This window comes from Nonomuraea jabiensis, assembly GCF_014204795.1.
Lineage (GTDB): Bacteria > Actinomycetota > Actinomycetes > Streptosporangiales > Streptosporangiaceae > Nonomuraea > Nonomuraea jabiensis.
Window position 1 is genome coordinate 894258 of record NZ_JACHMB010000001.1, and the last position, 18955, is coordinate 913212.

Consider the following 18955-nt stretch of genomic DNA (forward strand, 5'->3'; position numbering starts at 1 on the left):
GTGTTGCGGCATGAAGAAGCGGTCTCGTTCGGTAGCTGTGAGGTTCATGATGAACTTGCGTCCTGCCAACCAGCGGATCGTAGGGCCTGAGGGCGAGCAGCGGCGAAAAGCTCGATACTGGCTGCGCTGCTCCGGGGTGATGGACCCGACACCGGAGCTGGTGACGGCTGTGATCGAGCACGCTGGCAGTTGTCCCGGCGGCTCGTTCAAGTCCTTGGCCGTCGAATGCCTGGCGCGCAGAGGGATCACACCCACCTCAGAGACCATCGGCGAGAAGCTGGCCGCTTGGAAGGTGTGCCTGACTGAATACGCGCGACGCGCGGGAGAAGCTCGCCCTGAGAAGTGGGCCGCCGATGTCATGCAGGTCGAACCGAGCCACGGCAGCCGCATGATCAAGCTGCCGCGACCAGCCGTAGCCATGGCCTGGCTGGACATTCTGGGACAGCCAGTGACCCTGCTCCAGATCGACCGGCTGGCACCATTGGTTCTGCGAATCGACCATGTCACCCGGAGGGAAGTGCTGGCCTGGCAGGCAGTGGTCAGCCGTGGCGAGTTGCCCACTCCAGAGGCCATCCAGCAGGAGGTCAGGGCTCAGGACGCCAAGATCCCCAATGATCTCGCAGAGCGGGAGAGTGACGTGGTCGCGTTCGTCGGAACGTTCGTCACCCGGCGTAAGACCGGCCCCACCTGGGCAGAAGTCGGCGCAACCTTCGGGTGGACCAGATTCGAGACCAACGCGGCCATTCACCATCTGGCCGAGCGTGGCTTGTTGCGATTCACCACGAAGGCGAGATCATTGCGCCCCGGGCCATGCGACCTCGTGACAGCCTCCTAGCCATCGACGGCATTCGTTGCTGAGGCCGTCATGCTCGCCATGTGGTTCCTCGCCGCTGGACCTCCGCCGCGTAGCCTGCCCAGGCGGTGCCGGTTCGAGAGCTACAGCGTTCGGCGGTCTTCGCGCTGAGGCCGAGCATCCGCTGCAGGACGCACGCGGGGATCTGGGTGGTGAAGTCAAGCAGGGCAGCCTGTCGGCCGGGGACCAAGTAGATGCCCAAGTCGCGTAGGAGCTTGCCGAGTTGTTGGGACTGATCGGCCGGGAGCTATGGGCGCCCGGGAAGAGCCAGGGCGAGGTGTCGTGCCGCCCGACCACCACGTGACTCCCGACCACCACGTGACTGCGGCGTGCGCTTAGATGCCAGCGGACGAGGTCGGCGAGCGGGCCGGGCAACAGGAGCGGAGCCTTCCCGAAGCGGAGGTAGATCTCGTGCTCGTGGATGATGAGATGGTCGGTGGTCAGGCGCGTGATCGCGGTCAGCGGCTGGGCATAGAGCAGGACGAACAGCCCAGCGATGCGCTCCCGGACCGGGTTGGTCTCGGGTCACGTCCACGGGCGTGACCCCGAGCAGCCGTGCTCGACATGCCAGTAGACCAGCACACCGCGACCGGAAGCGCGGGTTTACGGATTCCCGGACCGAAGGTCGGCAGACCTTGCTCGTTACCGGAGCGTAACGGCAACACGGCTTGCGGCATCTCGCCGCGCTGCCAGTCTGAGTTAGTTTCCCGCCACCCGGCCGAAGATCCAATCCGCATTCAAAGGGGGTTTGGGATCGATAGTCCGGAAATTGTCACACCCTCCGGGTAGAAAATGAAGGGTGACTTCCAGTAGCGGCAACCCCACCGAGGACGAAACCTGCAAGCGGTTCGTCCTGCCCGCTCTCGTCCAGACCGGTTGGAATGTAGAAGAGCAGGTCAAGAGCCAGTACCGGATCAACCGCGGCCGGATCCAGCCGACCGCCCGTCGCCACCATCAGCAACGCCCACTGGTCGCCGATTACGTGCTGGAGTACTCCGACGGCCTACCGCTCGCCGTCGTCGAGGCCAAACGCTCCCGCATTGATCCCGCTGAGGGTTTCGAGCAGGCCAAACGCTACGCCGAGCTACTGGACGCCCCATTCGCCTACTCGACGAACGGCACCCGCACCATCGAGATCGACTACCGGACTGGCCTGATCTCGGAGATCTCAGAGTTCCCCACACCGGAGCAGCTCTGGGCCCGGTACCGCGATGACCGATCCCTCGCCGACGACGCTCATGCCGACTTGGCGTCCGCGCCGTTCATACTGACCCGCAACTGGGACGGCACTCCGAAGGACCCCCGCTACTACCAGCGCAACGCGATCAACCGAGCCGTCCAGGCCATCGCCAAGGGGCAACGACGGTTGCTCCTCGTGCTGGCCACCGGCACGGGCAAGACCCTGGTCTCGGCGCAGATCGTCGCGAAACTGTGGAACGCAAACTGGCCAGAGAAGGGGCGGCGGCCCCGTGTCCTGTATCTCGCCGACCGGAACATCCTTATCGACCAGCCCAAGGACGACTACTTCACCGAGATGTTCGGCGAGGCCGTCCACCGGCTCGGCCAGGGCAGAGTGCAGAAGAGCCGCAACATTTACTTCGCGCTGTACCAGTCGCTGTCTCAGCCCGGCGGGGCGCAGGACTTCTACACGAGGTTCGACCGGCACTTCTTCGACCTCATCATCGTCGACGAGTGCCATCGGGGCAGCGCCGCGGAGGGTTCGCAGTGGCGCGAGATCCTGGAGTACTTCGAGCCCGCCGTCCAGCTGGGACTGACGGCCACGCCGATCAGCCGTAAGGACGTCGACACCTACCACTACTTCGGCGACGCGATCTACGAGTACTCCCTCGCCCAGGGCATTCGCGACGGATTCCTCGCTCCTTACCGGGTTCGCAACGTCCGGATCGACATCGACTTGTACGGCTGGCGGCCGGACGCAGGTCAGCTCGACATGTACGGCAGGGAGATCCCCGACGAGCTGTACGGGCCGAAGGACTTCGAGCGGGTCGTGGCGATCCTCGACCGCACCGACGAGGTAGCCCGCTACCTGACGGAGTATTTGCACAAGACCGGCCGCATGCACAAGACCATCGTGTTCTGCCAGACGAACGACCACGCGATGCGCATGGTCGAGGCGCTGACCCGTGCCAACGCCGACCTGTCGCAGCGGTACGGCCACAAGTGGGTCTGCCGGATCACCGGAGACGACCACGAGGCCGGCCGAGAGCGTCTGGACGAATTCCGCGACGACGCCTCCGAGGTCCCGGTCATTGCGGTGACGTCGCGGATGCTGTCGACAGGCGTCGACATCCCGACCGTCCGCAACATCGTGTTGTTCCGAGTGATCCGCTCGATGCCGGAGTTCAAGCAGACGATCGGCCGCGGCACCCGCCTGTCGCCCGAGACCGGCAAGTTCGCGTTCGACATCATCGACTTTGTGGACGCGACCCGCTTGTTCTACGACCCCAAGTTTGATGGCCCGCCGCTCCGGCGGCTCCGCGACGAGGCAGACCCGGACGGCAGCTTCATCACCTTCCCCGAGGACCTCGACGTCGAGCCCGACCCGGACCCCGACGAGGCGGCCGAACCCGAGGCTGGGTATGAAAGTCACGACGGCGGTGACCTTCCGCCGATGATCACCGACGGTGAGGAGATCGACGACATCCGCGCCGAGGGCCGCACCCTCTACATAGACGACGTAGAGGTGAACATCCTCGGTTCGGCCGTCTACATCACCGAGACCGACGGGACGGGCCTGCGGCTGCGCCTTGTGCGGCTGGAGCAGTTCATCAAGGACAAACTGCACGAGCTCGACCTATCCCCGAACCAGCTGCTCGCCCAGTGGGCGCATAGCTGGAGCCGCAAGGAGCTGCGGGAACGCCTGGAGGCCATCGGGATCAGCACCGCCGACCTCGGTGAGCTGACGGGCCGTCCCGACGCCGATGCCATCGACCTGCTGATCTATCTCGGCTGGGGCCTCCCCGTGCTGTCGCGCTCCGAACGCGCTCTCCGCTTCAAGCTCCAGCACCGTGACTTCCTGGAGTCGTTCGCCCCCGAGGCCCGCGCGATCCTCGACCGCGTGCTGGCGCAGTACTCCGCGCACGACGAGAGCGAACTGGAGGTCCAGGCCATGGACTCCCCCGCCTACCAGGAGTTCGGCACGGTCGTCGAGATCGCGGAGCTCTTCGGTGACCGTTCCGGCGCCGGGCTGCGCACCGCCGTTGACCACCTGCGCGCCCAGCTGTACGAGGCCTCCTGAGTTCTTTGGGAGCAAACAGGACGAGAGCCCCTATCGTGCACAAAACTAAAAGTGACTATAAGTTTGACCTGAGCTAACCTGGTGACCGTGAGACAGCGGGACGAGGAGCCCCGGGCACGGCTCTGGCGCCGGGCCGCCCGTCAGCGCGGCTTCTTCACTGCGGCCCAGGCGCTGCTCGACGGCTACTCCTACCAGTCGCAGTACTTCCACGTCCGCCGGGGCAACTGGACTCGCATCGACCGGGGCCTGTACCGCTTCCGCGAGTACGCCGACCTCCCGTCGAGCGACCTGGACCATCTGGTCCGCTGGTCCCTGTGGAGCCTGGACCGCGCGGTCTTCTCCCACGAGACAGCCCTAAGCGTCCACGGCCTCGCGCCGGTCGACCCGGCCGTCGTGCACATGACAGTTCCGCCCGGATTCCGCCAGCGGGACCCCGCCGTGCTCACCCACCGCGCCGACCTGTCCCCCGCCGACGTCGAACACCGCGACGGCTTTCGCGTGACAACCCTCGCCCGCACCCTCATCGATCTGAACATCCAGCCAACGAACAAGGATCTCTGACGACCATGGCCCCACCCGCAAAGAAGCAGGACACGACCTCTCGCGCCCGTCTGTCGGCCGTCATCAAGTCGGCCCGCGACATCATGCGCAAGGACGCGGGCCTCAACGGCGACCTGGACCGCCTACCCCTACTGTCCTGGCTGCTGTTCCTGCGCTCCTTCGACGCGCTGGAGGCCGAACGCGAGGTGTTCGGCGAAGACCCGATCATCAAACCGGAGTACCAGTGGCGGGCCTGGGCCGACGACGAGACGTTCACCGGCGCGGAACTGCTGGCGTTCGTCAATGGCAAGCTTCTGCCCGAACTCGCGAGCATGCGCAGCGACGTGCCTGGCGACCCGCGCAACGTCCTCGGCCAGGTATTCGCCGGCGTCCAGAACCGAATGCTGTCGGGCTACCTGTTCCGCGACCTGGTCAACCAGATCCGCAGCATCGACTTCAACAGCAGCGACGACATCCACACGATGGCGTTCCTGTACGAGGACCTGCTGAAGCAGATGCGCGACGCTGCGGGCGACTCCGGCGAGTTTTACACCCCGCGCCCCGTCATCCGCTTCATGGTCGAGCAGACCTTCCTCAAACTCGGCGAGTCGATCATGGACCCGGCGTGCGGAACCGGCGGCTTCCTCGTCGAGGCATACACCGAACTGTTCCCGCAAGCCACCAGCAAGGTCCTCCAACAGCAGCTGTTCAACAACATCCGCGGCATCGAGAAGAAGCCCCTGCCGTTCCTGCTCTGCATGATGAACCTGACCCTGCACGGCATCCCCTCCCCGAAGGTCCTCCACGCCAACTCCCTCCGCGTGATGATCGACGAGAAGGGTCCCGGCTCCCAGGTTGACGTCATCCTCACCAACCCGCCCTTCGGCGGCGAAGAGGAGGACTCGATCGCCAAAAGCTTCCCCTCCGGCTACCAGACCCGCGAAACGGCCTGGCTCTTCCTCCACGCCGTCATCAAGAAACTGAAGCAGGGCGGCCGCTGCGCCATCGTCCTTCCCAACGGCGCCCTCTTTGGCGAGGGCATCGGCGCCAAGATCCGCAAACAGCTCCTCGAGGATTGCGACCTCCACACCGTCGTCCGCCTCCCCCAAGGCGTCTTCGCGCCTTACACCCAGATCCCCGCCAACCTCCTCTTCTTCGACAAGACCGTCCCCACCAAGGAAACCTGGTTCTACGAGATCACCCCACCCGAGGGCAGCCGCGGCTACGCCAAGACCAGGCCCATGCGCTACGAGGAATTCGAGTCCTGCGCCGCATGGTGGGGCGGCCCGGACCGCGCCGACCGCATCGAGAACGACCGCGCCTGGCGCGTTCCGATCGCCGATCTCCTCGCCTCCGGCTTCAACCTCGACCTCACCAACCCGAACACCACCGACGACCTGTCGCACCGGTCGCCAACCGACCTCCTTGCCGAGCTGATCGAAACCGAGCAGGAGGTCCTCAGCCTTCTCACCTCTCTCCAGAAAGACGTGGAGGACCGCTGATGGCGCTTCCGGAACGCCCCCTCGGTGAGGCCATCACGCTCGCGCGTTGCTCGGTCTCTGTGAATGCCGACCACGAATACCGCATCGCGGGCATCTACAGTTTCGGCAGAGGCCTGATCAAACGCCCGACCATCACTGGCAACGAAACCGCCTACAAGGCGCTCAGCCGTCTCAACACCGGTCAACTCGTGATGAGCAAACTCAATGCCTGGGAAGGCGCACTGACCGTCGTCCCAGAAGAGTTCTCCGGAGCGCATGTCTCCCCGGAATACCCGGTCTTCGACATCATCGAGGCGGAAGCCGACGTCCGCTACATCTCCCACCTCGTCAGCTGGCCCACGCTATGGGACCGTCTCACCCCGCGCGGCTCCATGGTGCGCCGCAAACGCACCACCCCCACCACCCTCATGTCCACCCCAGTCCCCCTGCCAGACCTGGACGAGCAGCGCCGCATCGCCGCCCGCCTCGACGCCGCCACAGCGAATCTCTCGCGGGTTGAGCAGCTCCAGGAGCAGCGCTCCAAGCTGCAGGCGGCATTCAAAGAATCACTGATCGCGGACTCACTCGCCAATGACCCGGACGAGTGGGCTGTGGGTGAGGTCATCAGGCTGACGCGCCGTCAGGTTGATGTGGCTGAGAATGACACGTACCGGGAGATCGGTATCAGGTCGTTCGGGCGAGGGGTCTTCCACAAAGAACCCGTGACCGGTGCCGAGCTGGGCGGAAAACGCGTCTTCGCGATCGAGCCCGGGGATCTCTTGTTCAGCAACGTCTTCGCGTGGGAAGGCGCCGTCGCCCTCGCAGGTGATGCCGAGCGAGGCTACATCGGGAGCCATCGGTTCATGACCTACCTTGTCGACACCGAGCGGGCCGACGCCTCGTATCTACGCCACTACTTCACTTCGTCGGCTGGCCTGGAAGTGATCCGCCGGTCGTCACCTGGTTCGGCAGGCCGTAATAAGACGCTTGGAATCAAGAATTTCGAGGCTCAACACATCCTGCTGCCATCGCTACCCGAGCAGCAGCGCATCGGTCGGCACCTCGATGCGCTGGCGGTCGGCTTGAGCATGAGCAAGGGTCCCGAGTTCGTGAAGGCTCTGCGACCGTCGCTTTTGAATGCGGCGTTCAGCGGGCAGTTGTGATCGTGGGCGGGCCAGCCCGGCTCCGCCCGGCGTTCGTCAGGGTCGGTAGGGGTCACTCGCCGGGGTTCTTGGAGTCACGGATCAGGATGTGGTGCCAGAGGGAGGCGAGTTCGACGCATTCGCCGCCGGGATCGGTGCTGTAGCTACTCTTCCGCCACTCCAGGTCGGTGACCTCGCGAGTCACTCGTACTTCTTCCGTTTGGGCTTTATCAAAGTGACGGACTTGAGCTGCGGGAGGAGCTCGCCGAACGGGAGTGCGAGGGAGTCCGTCGACGGAGCTTCGTCGATGGGCTCCCGGCGTGTGGGCTTGGTGCGGGCGTGCGACGGGCACCTGGTGGGTCTGTCTGCCGGGGCCGCCCGACCGGCTCGTCGAGGCCAGCGACCGGATTGGCTCGTGCGAGCCGCCCTCACCGGTTGGACCGGGACCAGTGCGATGGTCATGGGATCCTGGCCCACGAAGTCTCGGTGACGATGACGTGGTCGAGCAGACGGAGCCCGACTGTGGTCGCGGCGTCGCGGAGGCGGGCAGTTACCCGGACGTCTGCCTCGCTCGGTTCCGTCCGGCCGCTCGGATGGTTGTGGGCCACCGCGAAACGGGCGCCGCCCAGCGCGAGGACCAGGCTCAGGACGTCACGAACCGGGATCGGGGTGCGATCCGCCGCGCCATCGGTGAGCGTGGCCGTCTTCAGGATCCGGCCGCCGGCGTCGCAGACGACCACGACCGCCCTCTCGTGCCGGAGACCACGCAGCAGCGGTGCGGCGGCGACCGCTATGTCCTCGGTGGCCGTGATCCGGTCCGGGCGCGGCGGCGTGGCCGCGCGTCGCGCGAGCTCGAACACCGCCGTCAGCCGGGCCGCCCTGGCCGGGCCTATCCCCGCCGACCGCTGGAGCGCGCCCGGATCGGCCGCCGCCACCGCGGCCAGCCCGCCATGGTCGGCGAGCAGCTGGGACGCCAGCTCGATGACGTCCATGCCGGGACGGCCCTCACCCAGCACCAGCGCCAGCAGCTCCCGGTCGGCAAGCACACGCGGGCCGTGCTCGAGCAGCCGTTCCCTGGGCCGGTCGGCCTCGGGCAGATCAGTGACGCGCATCGGACTCACCTCCCGCCACCAGGAGACCATCCGGCACCGACAGAACGTGGCCGTCCCGAACACCGCCGCCCGGACCTCAGTCGTCGGTGTCCTCGTCCACGACCTCGACCTCGTTCGCGAGCCGCAGGCTCTCCTCGTCGAGCTCCGCGGGCGCGGCCTCCGTCGCCAGGCCGCGTTGGATGAGGTCCCTCGCCCAATCCAGCAGGGTCTCTGACCGGGCGGCGAGGAACGCCTTGTAGTCGCCGCGCATGGCCGCGTCGAAAGCGGGCGCGGAGACGAGGCAGGTGTCGAGCCGCTCGCGGATCGTCCGTTCGTCACTGAAGTCGATCTCGGCCTTCAGGTAGGCGGACGGCGGCAGGTCGGAGAACTTCTGGTTGCTGATCGCGGTCAGCATGATGATGTTCGCGAGGACGTTGGCCTGCTCGAACCTGAGGCCGTCGCGTAGGAGGGCCGCTTTGGGAAAGAAGTGGTGGAACTGCATGTAGTTGTCCCCGGCCAGGGTCTTTCCCACGTCGATTGCCGCCCCGGTGATCAGGTCGACGGGGCCCCGTGCCGCGAGCATGAGCGCAAATGCCTTCTGCGGCGCGGTGCCCCGATCGTACCTACCCGCCCACAGCCGCGTGCTGGGCGGCGGGACGTCCACCTCGATGCCTTTGGTCTCGCCCTTCGCGAACGCCGTCACCGCTGCGAGGTCCGCCGCCATCTTTCGTGGATTCCAGCCCTCGTAGTAGCCGCCGAGGACAGTCCGCCAGAACCAGCTGCGGAGCTGGGCGAACTGCTTGCCGTTCGGCCTCGGGATCTGCCGGAAGATCTCGATGACGACGGCGAGCTGGTTGGCGTGGGGAAGCGCGGCGGCCGTCGGAGTGCCTATCTCGGTGGTGAGGAAGTCCACGGCCTTCTTTGCGGCCTCCTCGGTCTCCTCGATGGCCGCCAGGAGACGCTCATGGCCAATGGACGGCAGCTGCTCCATGTCGGACTTGGCGAACCCGAGCCCCGCCGCCGCCGAGATCGCGCGGAGTAGCAGCATCTGGTCGATCAAGCCGTAGTTCTTGGCTGCGAGCACGTCGCGGACGCCGTCGATGGCGTCGAGGAGATCGAAGTCGCTGCGCCAGGTCACCGCGCGGATGACCTGGACCGCCGTCAGCGGTGTGCCGCGAGTGTTGACCCGTTCGAAAATCCGGCCGACCTCAGTGATCGAGGCCGTCTTCAGCGTCACGACCGAGGTCTCGTAGTTCGCGAAGTTGTCGAACAGCTGTCCCGCCGCCTCCTCGAACTCATCAGGAAGCCGTTTCGAAGCCCACTTGGCGTACTGGTAGGGCTGGGCGAGCAGCCTCAGCGGAATCTGGTGCGCGGGCGGCTCGTCGAAGTCCTTCCGGTGAGCGAAACGCTCCTCCTCGAAGTCGTAGACCAGGTTCCAGAGACTCTTCGGATCGCCCTTCGGCTCCCAGTACAGTGCCCCGCAGATGGTCGACAGACGCTGGCAGCCGTCGAGCAGGTAGGCAGTACGTTCACGGTTCGGCGCCTGGTCGATCTCGATGCCCGCGATGTCGTGGTCGCTCGCCAGCCGCAACTCGCTGTCCCACAGCAACAGGCTGCCGATCGGGTAGTTCCGTGAGATCGAGTCGAGGAGATCGAGGACCTGGTGGCCCTTCCACACGAACTGCCGCTGAAACTTCGGAAGTCTGATCTCCCCCGTTCTGACCCGCGACGCGAGCTCGGTGATCTTCTCTAACTGGGGGCGGTAAGCGCGCTCATGGGGGATCGGCGACATACCCCAAGATTTTCACGAACGCCCCGCCGTTGTCAGCCGAAGCACCGGCGGGGTGACCTGTCCGGCTTTGTCGGAACCGTCGGGCTAATCACGATCATCTGGCGTGAGGACTACTGGCGCGACGGCAGCCCGCCGACCGCTCTCGACCGCTTGCGGCGCTGACAAGGGTCATAGCCCCTCACGACGTCGTCATCCGAAGGGCACAAGCTATTTTAGGATGTATCTGCTCGGCCCCGTGAGGGGCGGCAGCAGGTCACGGGCGCGTGAGTTCAGGGGATTGAGCCTGCCCGTCGCGGGGTTGAGGCCGTACACAAATGCTTTGGCCTTGTCCGCGAACTCCGCTGCTGGTCCGCTGATTCTTCCATTGGTGATCACAATCAGCCTTTTCGGCAGGCCTTCGCCAGCCGCTGCGGCCAGGCCGTTCAGCCGCTGGATCTCGGACGTCGACAGGTCCTTGGTCCGGCCGCTCCAATCGACGTGATAAGTGTCGGAGTGAATCAGGCCATCCGGTCCGCCTTCGCGGATGTCTCCGAAGCCGAAGGTCGTGAGCTGCTCCAGAACGGCGTCCAGGTGTTCCCTTGCGCCTGCCGGCCGTAGGGCCGGCTCGCTGAGGAACAGCGATTCCTCTACGTCGGACCATGTCCCGATGGATACTCGCGACGGCTTGGACGTCTCCCAGAAAACGCCGCTCTCGACCCACGCCTTCGGCCCGTCGCAGATTAGGTCGGCGATCCGACTCACAGGGACGTGGGCGCGCGGCATGCCCGGCGTCGGGAGTTTCCCGCGCCCTAAGGAACCGCCGAGATCGACACGCGTCCAGGCTTCACGCTCCGGGCCGTATATGTCGACCAGCCAGCCGACGCTGGCCTTGATGGAGACCCGGACGAAGATGTCGGAGAGCCTGGCCTCGACGTAGGCTCCTTCGTGCCCGTTTGCGATGTGGAGCTTGGGCTCGTAGCGCGGTCCATAGGCGAAGTATCGGTTCCCGGCCGCCACCCGTTGGACGTTTACTCCTCGTTCGGACAGGAGGTCGGCGAGCTCGGTCATGTCCGACGGTTCGCTCTCGTGCCAGCGCCAAGGCGACGCTACCGGCACTCCGGCGAGGCGGGCAGTAGCGTGGGCGTGAATGGCGTCGACGAGTACCTCGCTGGATGTGTCCAGCGGCCAGATGGAGGGCTCACTCCCCAACACCGGATCGACGATCAGCCATACCAATGCGTGGCCGAGCCTTGACTGGCTCAGCACGACTCCTCGGTCTCCTGGCAGTTTGACCATCAGGTACAGCTGGGATCCGGTGGAGTTGAGGTGGACTCGGTCGCCCAGCTCGAGGTGGCGTTCATGCAGCAACCGCTCCAGTCTCTGGAAGTGCAGGTGCGTGCCGACGGCGGCGACCATGTCACCGGAAGGGAAAGACAAGGAAAGAACGCTCCTCCGAAGTGGCCATGCGATCCGCGATGCAATCATCTGCGAAAAGTGTAGAGCGGGCTGACTTTTGTGATCAACGCCCTTTGAATCCGTAGGTTCCGGGTTCGAGCCCCGGGCGCCCTACCACTCCAACCTGCAGGTTCACCCACCAACTTGATCAAGGAGTCAAGAGGTGGGTCATAACTGGGTCACTTCTGGGACAAACGGACACCACCAGGCCTTCCGGCAAAGCAGTCAGCGTAGCGGCCGGCTCATGGGACGACGCCGAAGCTGGATCGTTGGCTTTTGCAGCCTATGAACTGTTTTTCGCACTGTAGTGAGGATCAGGCGTGCCGTGGCCCCAGCCGTCTCGCGATGGAGTTCGGGCAGGACCGAGGTGTAGGTGTCAGAGGTCAGCACGATGCTGCCTGCTGCACCTGCTGCCAATCGATACAGCTCCGCCCGTCGTGTACAGGAATCACCGGTCGCAGCAGAGCGGCCGACCGCATATCGCGCAAAGTGACCGCGCGGTAACACCATCGGAGTTATTGTCAGGCATGGAGGTTGGAGAAGAGTGGGCTTATCGCGAGCGGCCGAAGGCGCTGGGCGATCCCGTGCACCGCGTCACGATCGTGAAGATTCGGGATAGCGACGATTCGATCAGGATCCGTCGGCTGGACGGCGACGACGCTGGGCTACAGGAGTGGGTCTCCTACACCTGTCTGCTCGACCGCTGGACCGATATCGAACCGCGGCTCAACGACGAGCGGCGCCTTTTGGCCGTCAGAGAGGTCTCGTCTGCTGCTGGCGACACGGTGGAGTACGAAGCCGCGTTACTCATAGTGAAGGACTGCGGGCTTGGCCGACGAATGGTTCTCGGACGAAGCAGGGCCGAGACGGGGGTCCTGCGGATCGACAAGCCCGCGGGGGTAGCTGATCGCCTCGGACTCACCGTCGAAGAACTAGCCGACGACCCTCTCGCCTTCCGTGATCGCCATGGGACGCTGATTAGCCCTTGGCGAGCAGCAAGGCGACTGATGCCAACGATCGCTACCACCTTCTCCGAAGGAATCATAGAAGCGATCCACCGGGAAGAAGCAGAACTGCGTTCGGAGAACCTCTACAACTATCCTTACCAGCAATCCTGGGAGGGCGCCCGCGAGGAACGCAAAGTACGGCTGCGCGAGCGCGAACCTGTGCACGCCTTGGTGCGGCAGTGGTGCGGGCAGGAAGCTGTTGAGCGGTTCGATGAGCTGATCGCCTTGCGCAACGAAGTTGTGCGGCTTGGCAAGCTCCTGGACCGGGCGGTCGAGGCACTACGCAAGCGCGGGGCTACGGCTACCGCCGCCACCATTGAAAGCGACCTGGGCGTCCCCACCGCCATGCTGATGGATAGAGATCGTCATATCTGACGCCGGCGAGTTCTTCCGGTCGTGATTCTCGTTCACCTCGGCTTTCCTCCCGTAGGTAGCGGTGCAGGGCCTCCGGCGTCGGTTCGATGTCGAAGTTCGCCTCGGTCAGCACGCTCGGCGTGTGCAGGGGATCCATGTGATCTGCTTGTGCTCGCGCCCATGTCACCCACTGCGTAATCGTTGCCTCCTGCGCAGGCAGCGTCGCCGCAAGTGCTTCCAGCCCCAGACAGAACTCGCGGATCGCCGCGGCACAGGCCCATCCCTCCAGCGCCTGGCTGAAGACTCGCCGCCTGTGCTCCTCCCTTGCCTGGTTGGCGGCCCGCGCACGTTCCTTTTCGCGTTCTGCTTGCCGCTCCGCCTCCCGCCGCCGCTGTTCCTCCTCCTGACGTCGCCACTTCTCAGCACGTTCCCGCTCAGCTTTCTCTCGCTGCAGGCGCGCTTGCTCGTCAGCCTCAGCGCGCCGCTCAATCTCCTTGACGGCCGCTCGTATCTTGTCCTCCAGACGTGAACGCTTGTCATCCGCCCAGCACTGCAGACCACGCCCTTCCCCCAGCTCGAGCCTGAGCCGGCCCGAAGGGACCTCGTCGTACTCGGGCGTGACCCGTTGCCAGGTGTAGAGTTTTCGGCTCCGGAGTTCCTCTTCGGTGTATACGTGCGGGACGTGGTCGAGTTCCTCCTTGACGTTCAGCGCGTACTGGTGCCCACGCGCGTGCGCGTGGAGGCCGCGTGGTTTTGCCCCGCCTGGAGATGCCGATGCAATGGCCCCGTTTCAACAGGTCCGCTGCTAAGGCGCGTACCACTTCCAGGGCGCGGCCGATCGTCGCGTCGGTGACGTCGATGGAACGACGATCTTCCCGGAGCCAGTCCGCAAGCTCGTGAGGGTCAGTGATCAGGTCACGGGCGCTCAATCGGATGCGGTTCCAGTCCGTCTCGTCGGGATGCGCGGCATCCTCCAGCCGAAGGATGAGATCCCCGCGGTCGCGACCGGTATGCAGGAGGCGGAAGCCTTCAGGGATCATTCCTTGGCGCTTGGCCGCGTCCAAGGCCCGTCGATGAAGCGCCCTGGTGGCCTCGTCCGGGTCACGGACATGCAGCGTCCCACCTTCGTCCTGCAAGCGCTTAATCAGTTCAGCCGCCAAAACGTGAGGTGATGGCGGCCTCGGGTCGGCAGGTCGTCTTCCCCCCTTGGAAGTCACGGTGGGAGATGTCAGAGCCGCAGCGCCCTGGTAGTAGCCATGCTCGAGATAGAAGCGTCCTGCTTCGGTTACCTCGGCGATCCAGACCCCGTCTCTCCGCGGGGTCGAAACCAATCCCCTGTCCCGGAGCGCATACACGGTACGAGCCAGATCACTGTCCTTGGCGGTGACCGATTCACCCTCCACGATGCGGCGCAGGGTCGCCATCTGGCGCTCGTTCAGCTTCGCCCACCCACGCATATCACTACCTGACACCAGATTGCCACCGTACGCAACCAGATTGCATACAAGGGACTCAAGTCAAGAGCGCCACGATCAACCACACTGTTGCTGGGGCCTGCGATGTGCGCCGCAGAGGATCTGAGACCGGACGGTGCCCCGGTGGACGATGGCCCACAGAGTTGAGGTTTCTGCCGTGTGAGCGTTGCCGATAGAGCTAGCGCTATCGCCCCTCGAACGGTGGCCGCGCTGGTTGACCTCATCTCCGATGCACGACTACGAGCCGACAACAGTGCCGAACTGACCGACCGGGAAACCGCTGATGCAGCGGATAACAACACCGTCCTGGTCACCAATGCCCGACTCGGTGGCGTCCTCAGAGGCAAGAGCGCCGTGTAGTTACTGGCTATAGCAGACACAAACGATGGCGCATTCGAGCAAAACCGAGCTCGCAGTTCAAGCCATGTTCCAAGCGGGACAGGGACCGCGCCACTGATATCGCCTTCTCAAGCGATACCCACAAAATCGGGAAAAGACTCGCGCTTCAGATAACACGCAGTGCGACTAGTTGGGAATGAGAAAGGCTGGCTCGTAACCGTCAACTGCGAGATCTTCGTAAGTTTGGGTGCTGGGAACACGATCCCAGATGCCACCTAGAAGTACTGCAAATCCTGAAGGTGTGGCGAGGAAGAGGTGGAGCACTGGGGGTTTGATGGTGCGCGCGATCTCCCGGGCAAGATCACGAATGGCGAGTGCGACTCCAAAGGCGTGCTCCAGGCCCGTGATACTCGAATTGGATGTCCCTGTGGATGGCCGGACTGTCAGGAGTGGAATATCGCTGCCAGTTGAGGAAAGATATTGGCGGACGTCTACGGTCAAGTCTGCGGCGATTGCAACAGCGAGAGCGACATCTTGCCCGACCGGCAGGTCGCTGAGCGGACAAGAAAGAGAGATCGGTGCGGGCTCTACGTGGCCGGTCGGCCGGGCCCAAAGTTCCCCGTCTTTGATTTTCGCGACGGTGAACCCTGCGGTCTCCTGGAAGATCACCCCTGCAGTGAACCAGGTGGGAAGTCGCATGGTGCCCGTGACGAGTATGCGACGAGCACGGAGGCTTCGCAATTGCCGCTGCGCTTCGATGAGTTGTAGCCGAAGGATGCTGTCCCACTCTTGCGGATTCTTCAAGCCTCGGCGGTTGCGGGCTTCGCTACCGCGAAACCGGTCCATCCAGGTTAGAGTGATCGCAGCGTCAGAGTTCGCTGCATACTCGTCGAGACAGTTTATTGCAAGAATGATGAACGGTTCAGTAGCGTGGAGGCCAAGTCGGTCGACTGCGTCACGAACATCGCTGGCTCTTCTTTCGACGCGGTTGGTCTTAACCCATTCCCGGACTTCGGCGATACCGAGCCGGTAGGCAGTTTCGTCGGCGCGGACTCCGGCGGCGTAGCTGATTTCGGCGATATGGTCTTTCCAGACAGCTTCGGAGGCGTCGGTGCGCAGTCGGAGGTTGGCGAGGAAAGCGAAGAGTTCGTCGTCGGAGCAGCCCAAATGCTCCATGAGGCGGCCGCGGCCCGCCAAGGCGTTGGCTGTCGTTGTGTATCTGAGTCGCTCGCCGAGTCGATCATGACGATCTCGCAGGGTCAGAACCGGATCATCGGGATCGATGGAGCGAGTGGTGACCAGGGTCAACTGGGGGTGCCTCTCGTTCCGAGAGAGGTCGCTCCAGGCATGGTGAAATCGTTGCAGGATGCTCGCTCCTCCAGACCGGGTCGGCTCGCACAGCCAGTCGAGGGTCGCGGCTCGTTCTGCGGATACCGTCGCTTTGACCTGGAGGTAGTCGTTGGGGCCAGGCTCTTTGGCGACTACGACGTCATCGACATTGCCGACTTGAGCAGCCTCCACAGTGACGGCTTGGACTCCGGTGTGCGGAACCAGTGTACGTAGGGCGGCGTGCCATGCTACGGCGTGTTGCACGTCGTCGCCGGTCAAGCGAGCGCCGCTCGAACTCGGGCGGTTCACGCTGGGCAGGGGCTTCATGGCTGTGCCGTGAACGGAGGCGTCGGAGGGCAAATGCGAATCTGCTCGGCGATGAGTTCAGCGGTGATGGGATCGCTGGGGTATGCGGCCAGGCAAGTCGCCGAGAGGACTCGGTCGACCAGGTCAGAGTAAGTGTGGCCGTATCCGCCGTCTCCTGGACCTGTCAGTTCGACCAACTGCCTCAAGTCCGACGAGCTAAGAGGGACTCCCTCGAAGAGGTCCGTAATGATGGCAGCACGCTGAGTGTCGTTGGGTCGACTGAAATCGAATTCGGCCGCGGCCCTGCGACGGATCGCAGGGTCGAGGGCACCAATCCGGTTGGTGCACATGATCACCAGCACTCCGGATACCTCGGTTGCGACCTGGCTGATGCCGCGGATCAGCGCGTTCACTCCAGCCCGGTCTTCATGGTGCATCTGGCTGGCTTCGCGAGATTGGGCTAGGGCATCGGCCTCGTCGATGATCAGGATAGTGGGTCTTGTTGAGCCGGCGGTGCGGGCCTCGTCGAGCACGATGTCGAACGCTGTCCCGATCAGCCGGGTCATCTCACCGACGGCGCCGGTCCCACGGGCGCGCAGACTCAGCCGTTTGACGCGCACATCAATGCGGTGTCGGCGGGCGACAGCATCGGCGAAGGTCTCTGCCAGCGTGGTCTTTCCGGTGCCCACGTCGCCGGCGAAGATGATCAATGGAGGGCGGTGGGCTAGACGGTCGACTGCGGGCAGCACCGTCTTGTGGGTGCGGAGGCTCCACTCCTGCAGCAGGTGTGGCTGAAGAATCAGTTCGGCTTCTTTCGCCAAACGGGCCTTGATGGGGTCGAGCCCGATCAAGCGGGCGTAGCGCTGCTGGGCTGAGGGGTCGGGGAGATCGAGGTCGTCCTCGAAGAGTTCGCGACTGGTGGTCATAGCGGTCTGTACGTGCTCCTGTTGAATCCCGTCCCGTGGGCCGAGTAGGTGCGGTCGGAGGTGTGGTAGCCCCCGGTGTAACCCGGAGCGGGGGCACTGGTGCGAGCGAAGGGCAGAAGCTCGACGAAATCGTCTCGATCGGCGCCGACTAGTTGTGACCATTTCCAGCTGTAGTACAGGTAGCTGGTGAAAATGGCCCCGTCGGTGTTGGCGTGGCGGTAGATACCGCCAGCACGATCGTCGGCGACGAGGGTCCCGTCAGCACTGGTGTACTCCAAGGAAAGTATCCAATTCCCGCTGCGCTGGAACCCATATATGATCTTGTCCACGTAGCGGCCGTACGAGAGCAGCGCTGCTTCCAAGGCATAATCCTCGATGTCGTCATCGGAGGGCGAACCATAGTAGCGCTGCACCTGTCGCAGATCGGTGGCGATCTTTGAGGCGACGTACTTGGCCGAAGCCAGGCTGTAACTCTGCGACTCCGCGCGGGTGTAGGACGTGGTCATTCCTTACCCCGGAACTTGCTGCCGAGCACGGCCTGCCAGCACTTCACGGCCTGATCGTTCGTCGTGGCGAAGCTGGCCTCAGTGATCGCGTCCAAGGCGACCTCGGCCGCGTCCACGATTCGGACGCGATCGCTATCCTCGTAGAGGCGAGCGGTGTTGTTCGTCGGGTTGACTGGATCGAAGATCTCAATTTCCCCGACCCTCTCTTTCGGCAGTTCCGATGCGGAGTAGTACGTGTCGAACGCGATCCGCTCCCGCAGTTCGGTCCTCACGATGTAGTCGAAGAACCCCTCCAGCGCGCCGACGTAGTCGGTGAAGTCGACGCGTCCAGTGTCCAGCAGGTGTGCGCAGACCAGCTCGATCATGAAGGACTTGAACCGGAACTTGTCTCCCTGGCTACTCATGTTCTGCTCGCGCACCCACCACTTCACCAGACGCACCACTTGCGCCCAGTCCTCAGGACAGGCGTTCTTGCGGGCTTGGACAAAGGCCAGGTGCAGGCGGACGCTGGTGAGCAACCAATCCGTCCGGTCGACCGCCTCCTTGGCGATCAAGTAGCCGCGGTCATCGGGGTCGCCTTCGTAGAGCACCGGCACGACATCGACGTTGGTGCCGCTGGACTTGAAGTAGACGTTGACGCAGTGCGTGCCTGGCGTGATCTGTGAGGGGTCGAGCAACCCCTTGTAGGCCTCACGGAGACGTTCGGCGATCCACTCCACGATCTCGGCCTCCTCGACGGGGGCATCGTCACGCTGTACGTAGATCGCCACGTCGAAGTCGTTGAAGGTTCGAAGCGCAGTCCCCTTGGCAACCGACCCCCCATGGAGCATCTTCACCAGCGAAAACCCAGGATTAGCCGCGATGTGCGACTTCAGTCGATCGCGCAACGTGTTCACTTGCTTACGCTTGTCAATTGCCATGTCGCGCGGCAGATTAACCACGCGCGCCGCGAAAGCCTTCACGTAGGCATGTGTCACCTTCAGCGCCACATCCGCACCCCCTGTAGCCCTCGTCGGTACGCCCGCCCTTCGGGCTTCGACCCCGTCCCCGCCGCGACGTACCTCAGTTTTGAACATCATCTTCTCGAACATCGGTAGCGTACACGACTCCGTACCTCCCCA

Annotated in this window: 16 protein-coding genes; 8 read left to right on the forward strand and 8 right to left on the reverse strand. The window is 64.2% G+C overall.

Features of this window, described 5'->3' with window-relative positions; translation table 11 throughout:
- Nucleotides 1-46 precede the first annotated feature (46 nt).
- The 5 genes from HD596_RS03905 (at nt 47) to HD596_RS03925 (ending at nt 7296) form a co-directional block, all read left to right on the forward strand.
- A complete protein-coding gene (locus tag HD596_RS03905; protein WP_185067917.1) occupies nt 47-835 on the forward strand; it encodes a hypothetical protein in 789 nt (262 codons plus the stop codon).
- An 817-nt stretch (nt 836-1652) separates the two neighbouring features.
- Nucleotides 1653-4112 carry an EcoAI/FtnUII family type I restriction enzme subunit R gene (hsdR, locus tag HD596_RS03910; protein ID WP_185067918.1) on the forward strand — a complete coding sequence of 820 codons (2460 nt, stop codon included), beginning with the start codon at nt 1653-1655 and terminating at the stop codon, nt 4110-4112.
- Nucleotides 4113-4199: 87 nt separating this feature from the next.
- Nucleotides 4200-4673, forward strand: coding sequence for a type IV toxin-antitoxin system AbiEi family antitoxin domain-containing protein (locus tag HD596_RS03915; RefSeq protein ID WP_185067919.1), 474 nt, complete (start codon nt 4200-4202; stop codon nt 4671-4673).
- A gap of 5 nt (nt 4674-4678) precedes the next feature.
- Nucleotides 4679-6154, forward strand: coding sequence for an HsdM family class I SAM-dependent methyltransferase (locus tag HD596_RS03920; protein WP_185067920.1), 1476 nt, complete (start codon nt 4679-4681; stop codon nt 6152-6154).
- A complete protein-coding gene (locus HD596_RS03925; RefSeq protein ID WP_185067921.1) occupies nt 6154-7296 on the forward strand; it encodes a restriction endonuclease subunit S domain-containing protein in 1143 nt (380 codons plus the stop codon). Before HD596_RS03920 ends, HD596_RS03925 begins: the two co-directional genes overlap by 1 nt.
- A gap of 52 nt (nt 7297-7348) precedes the next feature.
- On the opposite strand, the gene HD596_RS03930 is transcribed toward HD596_RS03925, so the two are convergent.
- The 4 genes from HD596_RS03930 to HD596_RS60185 form a co-directional block, all read right to left on the reverse strand.
- Nucleotides 7349-7480: a DUF397 domain-containing protein gene (locus HD596_RS03930; RefSeq protein ID WP_185067922.1), complete on the reverse strand. Its 132-nt coding sequence runs from the start codon at nt 7478-7480 to the stop codon at nt 7349-7351.
- Nucleotides 7481-7733: 253 nt separating this feature from the next.
- Nucleotides 7734-8387 (reverse strand): JAB domain-containing protein, encoded by a 654-nt coding sequence (locus HD596_RS03935; RefSeq protein ID WP_185067923.1) that lies wholly within the window; start codon nt 8385-8387, stop codon nt 7734-7736.
- A gap of 76 nt (nt 8388-8463) precedes the next feature.
- Nucleotides 8464-10158, reverse strand: a complete 1695-nt coding sequence (locus HD596_RS03940; protein WP_185067924.1) for a DUF262 domain-containing protein — start codon at nt 10156-10158, stop codon at nt 8464-8466.
- Nucleotides 10159-10365: 207 nt separating this feature from the next.
- A complete protein-coding gene (locus HD596_RS60185; RefSeq protein WP_221519175.1) occupies nt 10366-11553 on the reverse strand; it encodes a hypothetical protein in 1188 nt (395 codons plus the stop codon).
- Nucleotides 11554-12119: 566 nt separating this feature from the next.
- Here HD596_RS60185 and HD596_RS03950 point away from each other — a divergent pair.
- From HD596_RS03950 to HD596_RS03960, 3 genes are all read left to right on the forward strand, one after another.
- A complete protein-coding gene (locus HD596_RS03950; protein WP_185067925.1) occupies nt 12120-12974 on the forward strand; it encodes a hypothetical protein in 855 nt (284 codons plus the stop codon).
- 938 nt (nt 12975-13912) lie between these two features.
- On the forward strand, nt 13913-14125 hold the full coding sequence (locus HD596_RS03955) for a hypothetical protein (RefSeq protein WP_185067926.1): 213 nt from the start codon (nt 13913-13915) through the stop codon (nt 14123-14125).
- Between the two features lie 504 nt (nt 14126-14629).
- Nucleotides 14630-14788 carry a hypothetical protein gene (locus HD596_RS03960; RefSeq protein WP_185067927.1) on the forward strand — a complete coding sequence of 53 codons (159 nt, stop codon included), beginning with the start codon at nt 14630-14632 and terminating at the stop codon, nt 14786-14788.
- A 165-nt stretch (nt 14789-14953) separates the two neighbouring features.
- Here the strand turns inward: HD596_RS03960 and HD596_RS03965 are convergent, their stop codons facing one another.
- From HD596_RS03965 to HD596_RS03980, 4 genes are read right to left on the reverse strand one after another with little or no spacing between them, the layout of a single operon-like run.
- A complete protein-coding gene (locus HD596_RS03965; protein ID WP_185067928.1) occupies nt 14954-16375 on the reverse strand; it encodes an SAVED domain-containing protein in 1422 nt (473 codons plus the stop codon).
- 44 nt (nt 16376-16419) lie between these two features.
- Complete coding sequence (locus HD596_RS03970; protein ID WP_185067929.1) at nt 16420-17328, reverse strand: AAA family ATPase; 909 nt, start codon at nt 17326-17328, stop codon at nt 16420-16422.
- Complete coding sequence (locus tag HD596_RS03975; protein WP_185067930.1) at nt 17325-17834, reverse strand: HORMA-1 domain-containing protein; 510 nt, start codon at nt 17832-17834, stop codon at nt 17325-17327. The genes HD596_RS03970 and HD596_RS03975 overlap by 4 nt, the downstream gene beginning before the upstream one ends.
- The gene (locus tag HD596_RS03980) at nt 17831-18823 is read right to left on the reverse strand and encodes a CBASS oligonucleotide cyclase (RefSeq protein WP_221519176.1); all 993 of its coding nucleotides are present in this window, start codon (nt 18821-18823) and stop codon (nt 17831-17833) included. The genes HD596_RS03975 and HD596_RS03980 overlap by 4 nt, the downstream gene beginning before the upstream one ends.
- Nucleotides 18824-18955 lie beyond the last annotated feature (132 nt).

Bases quoted from the DNA above. Each gene is read 5' to 3' on its own strand.
- HD596_RS03935 (WP_185067923.1), bottom strand. From the start codon at position 8,387: ATGCGCGTCACTGATCTGCCCGAGGCCGACCGGCCCAGGGAACGGCTG.
- HD596_RS03975 (WP_185067930.1), bottom strand. From the start codon at position 17,834: ATGACCACGTCCTACACCCGCGCGGAGTCGCAGAGTTACAGCCTGGCT.
- HD596_RS03950 (WP_185067925.1), top strand. From the start codon at position 12,120: ATGGAGGTTGGAGAAGAGTGGGCTTATCGCGAGCGGCCGAAGGCGCTG.
- HD596_RS03905 (WP_185067917.1), top strand. From the start codon at position 47: ATGATGAACTTGCGTCCTGCCAACCAGCGGATCGTAGGGCCTGAGGGC.
- HD596_RS03925 (WP_185067921.1), top strand. From the start codon at position 6,154: ATGGCGCTTCCGGAACGCCCCCTCGGTGAGGCCATCACGCTCGCGCGT.
- HD596_RS03940 (WP_185067924.1), bottom strand. From the start codon at position 10,158: ATGTCGCCGATCCCCCATGAGCGCGCTTACCGCCCCCAGTTAGAGAAG.
- HD596_RS03920 (WP_185067920.1), top strand. From the start codon at position 4,679: ATGGCCCCACCCGCAAAGAAGCAGGACACGACCTCTCGCGCCCGTCTG.
- HD596_RS03955 (WP_185067926.1), top strand. From the start codon at position 13,913: ATGCGCGGCATCCTCCAGCCGAAGGATGAGATCCCCGCGGTCGCGACC.
- HD596_RS03970 (WP_185067929.1), bottom strand. From the start codon at position 17,328: ATGACCACCAGTCGCGAACTCTTCGAGGACGACCTCGATCTCCCCGAC.
- HD596_RS60185 (WP_221519175.1), bottom strand. From the start codon at position 11,553: ATGGTCGCCGCCGTCGGCACGCACCTGCACTTCCAGAGACTGGAGCGG.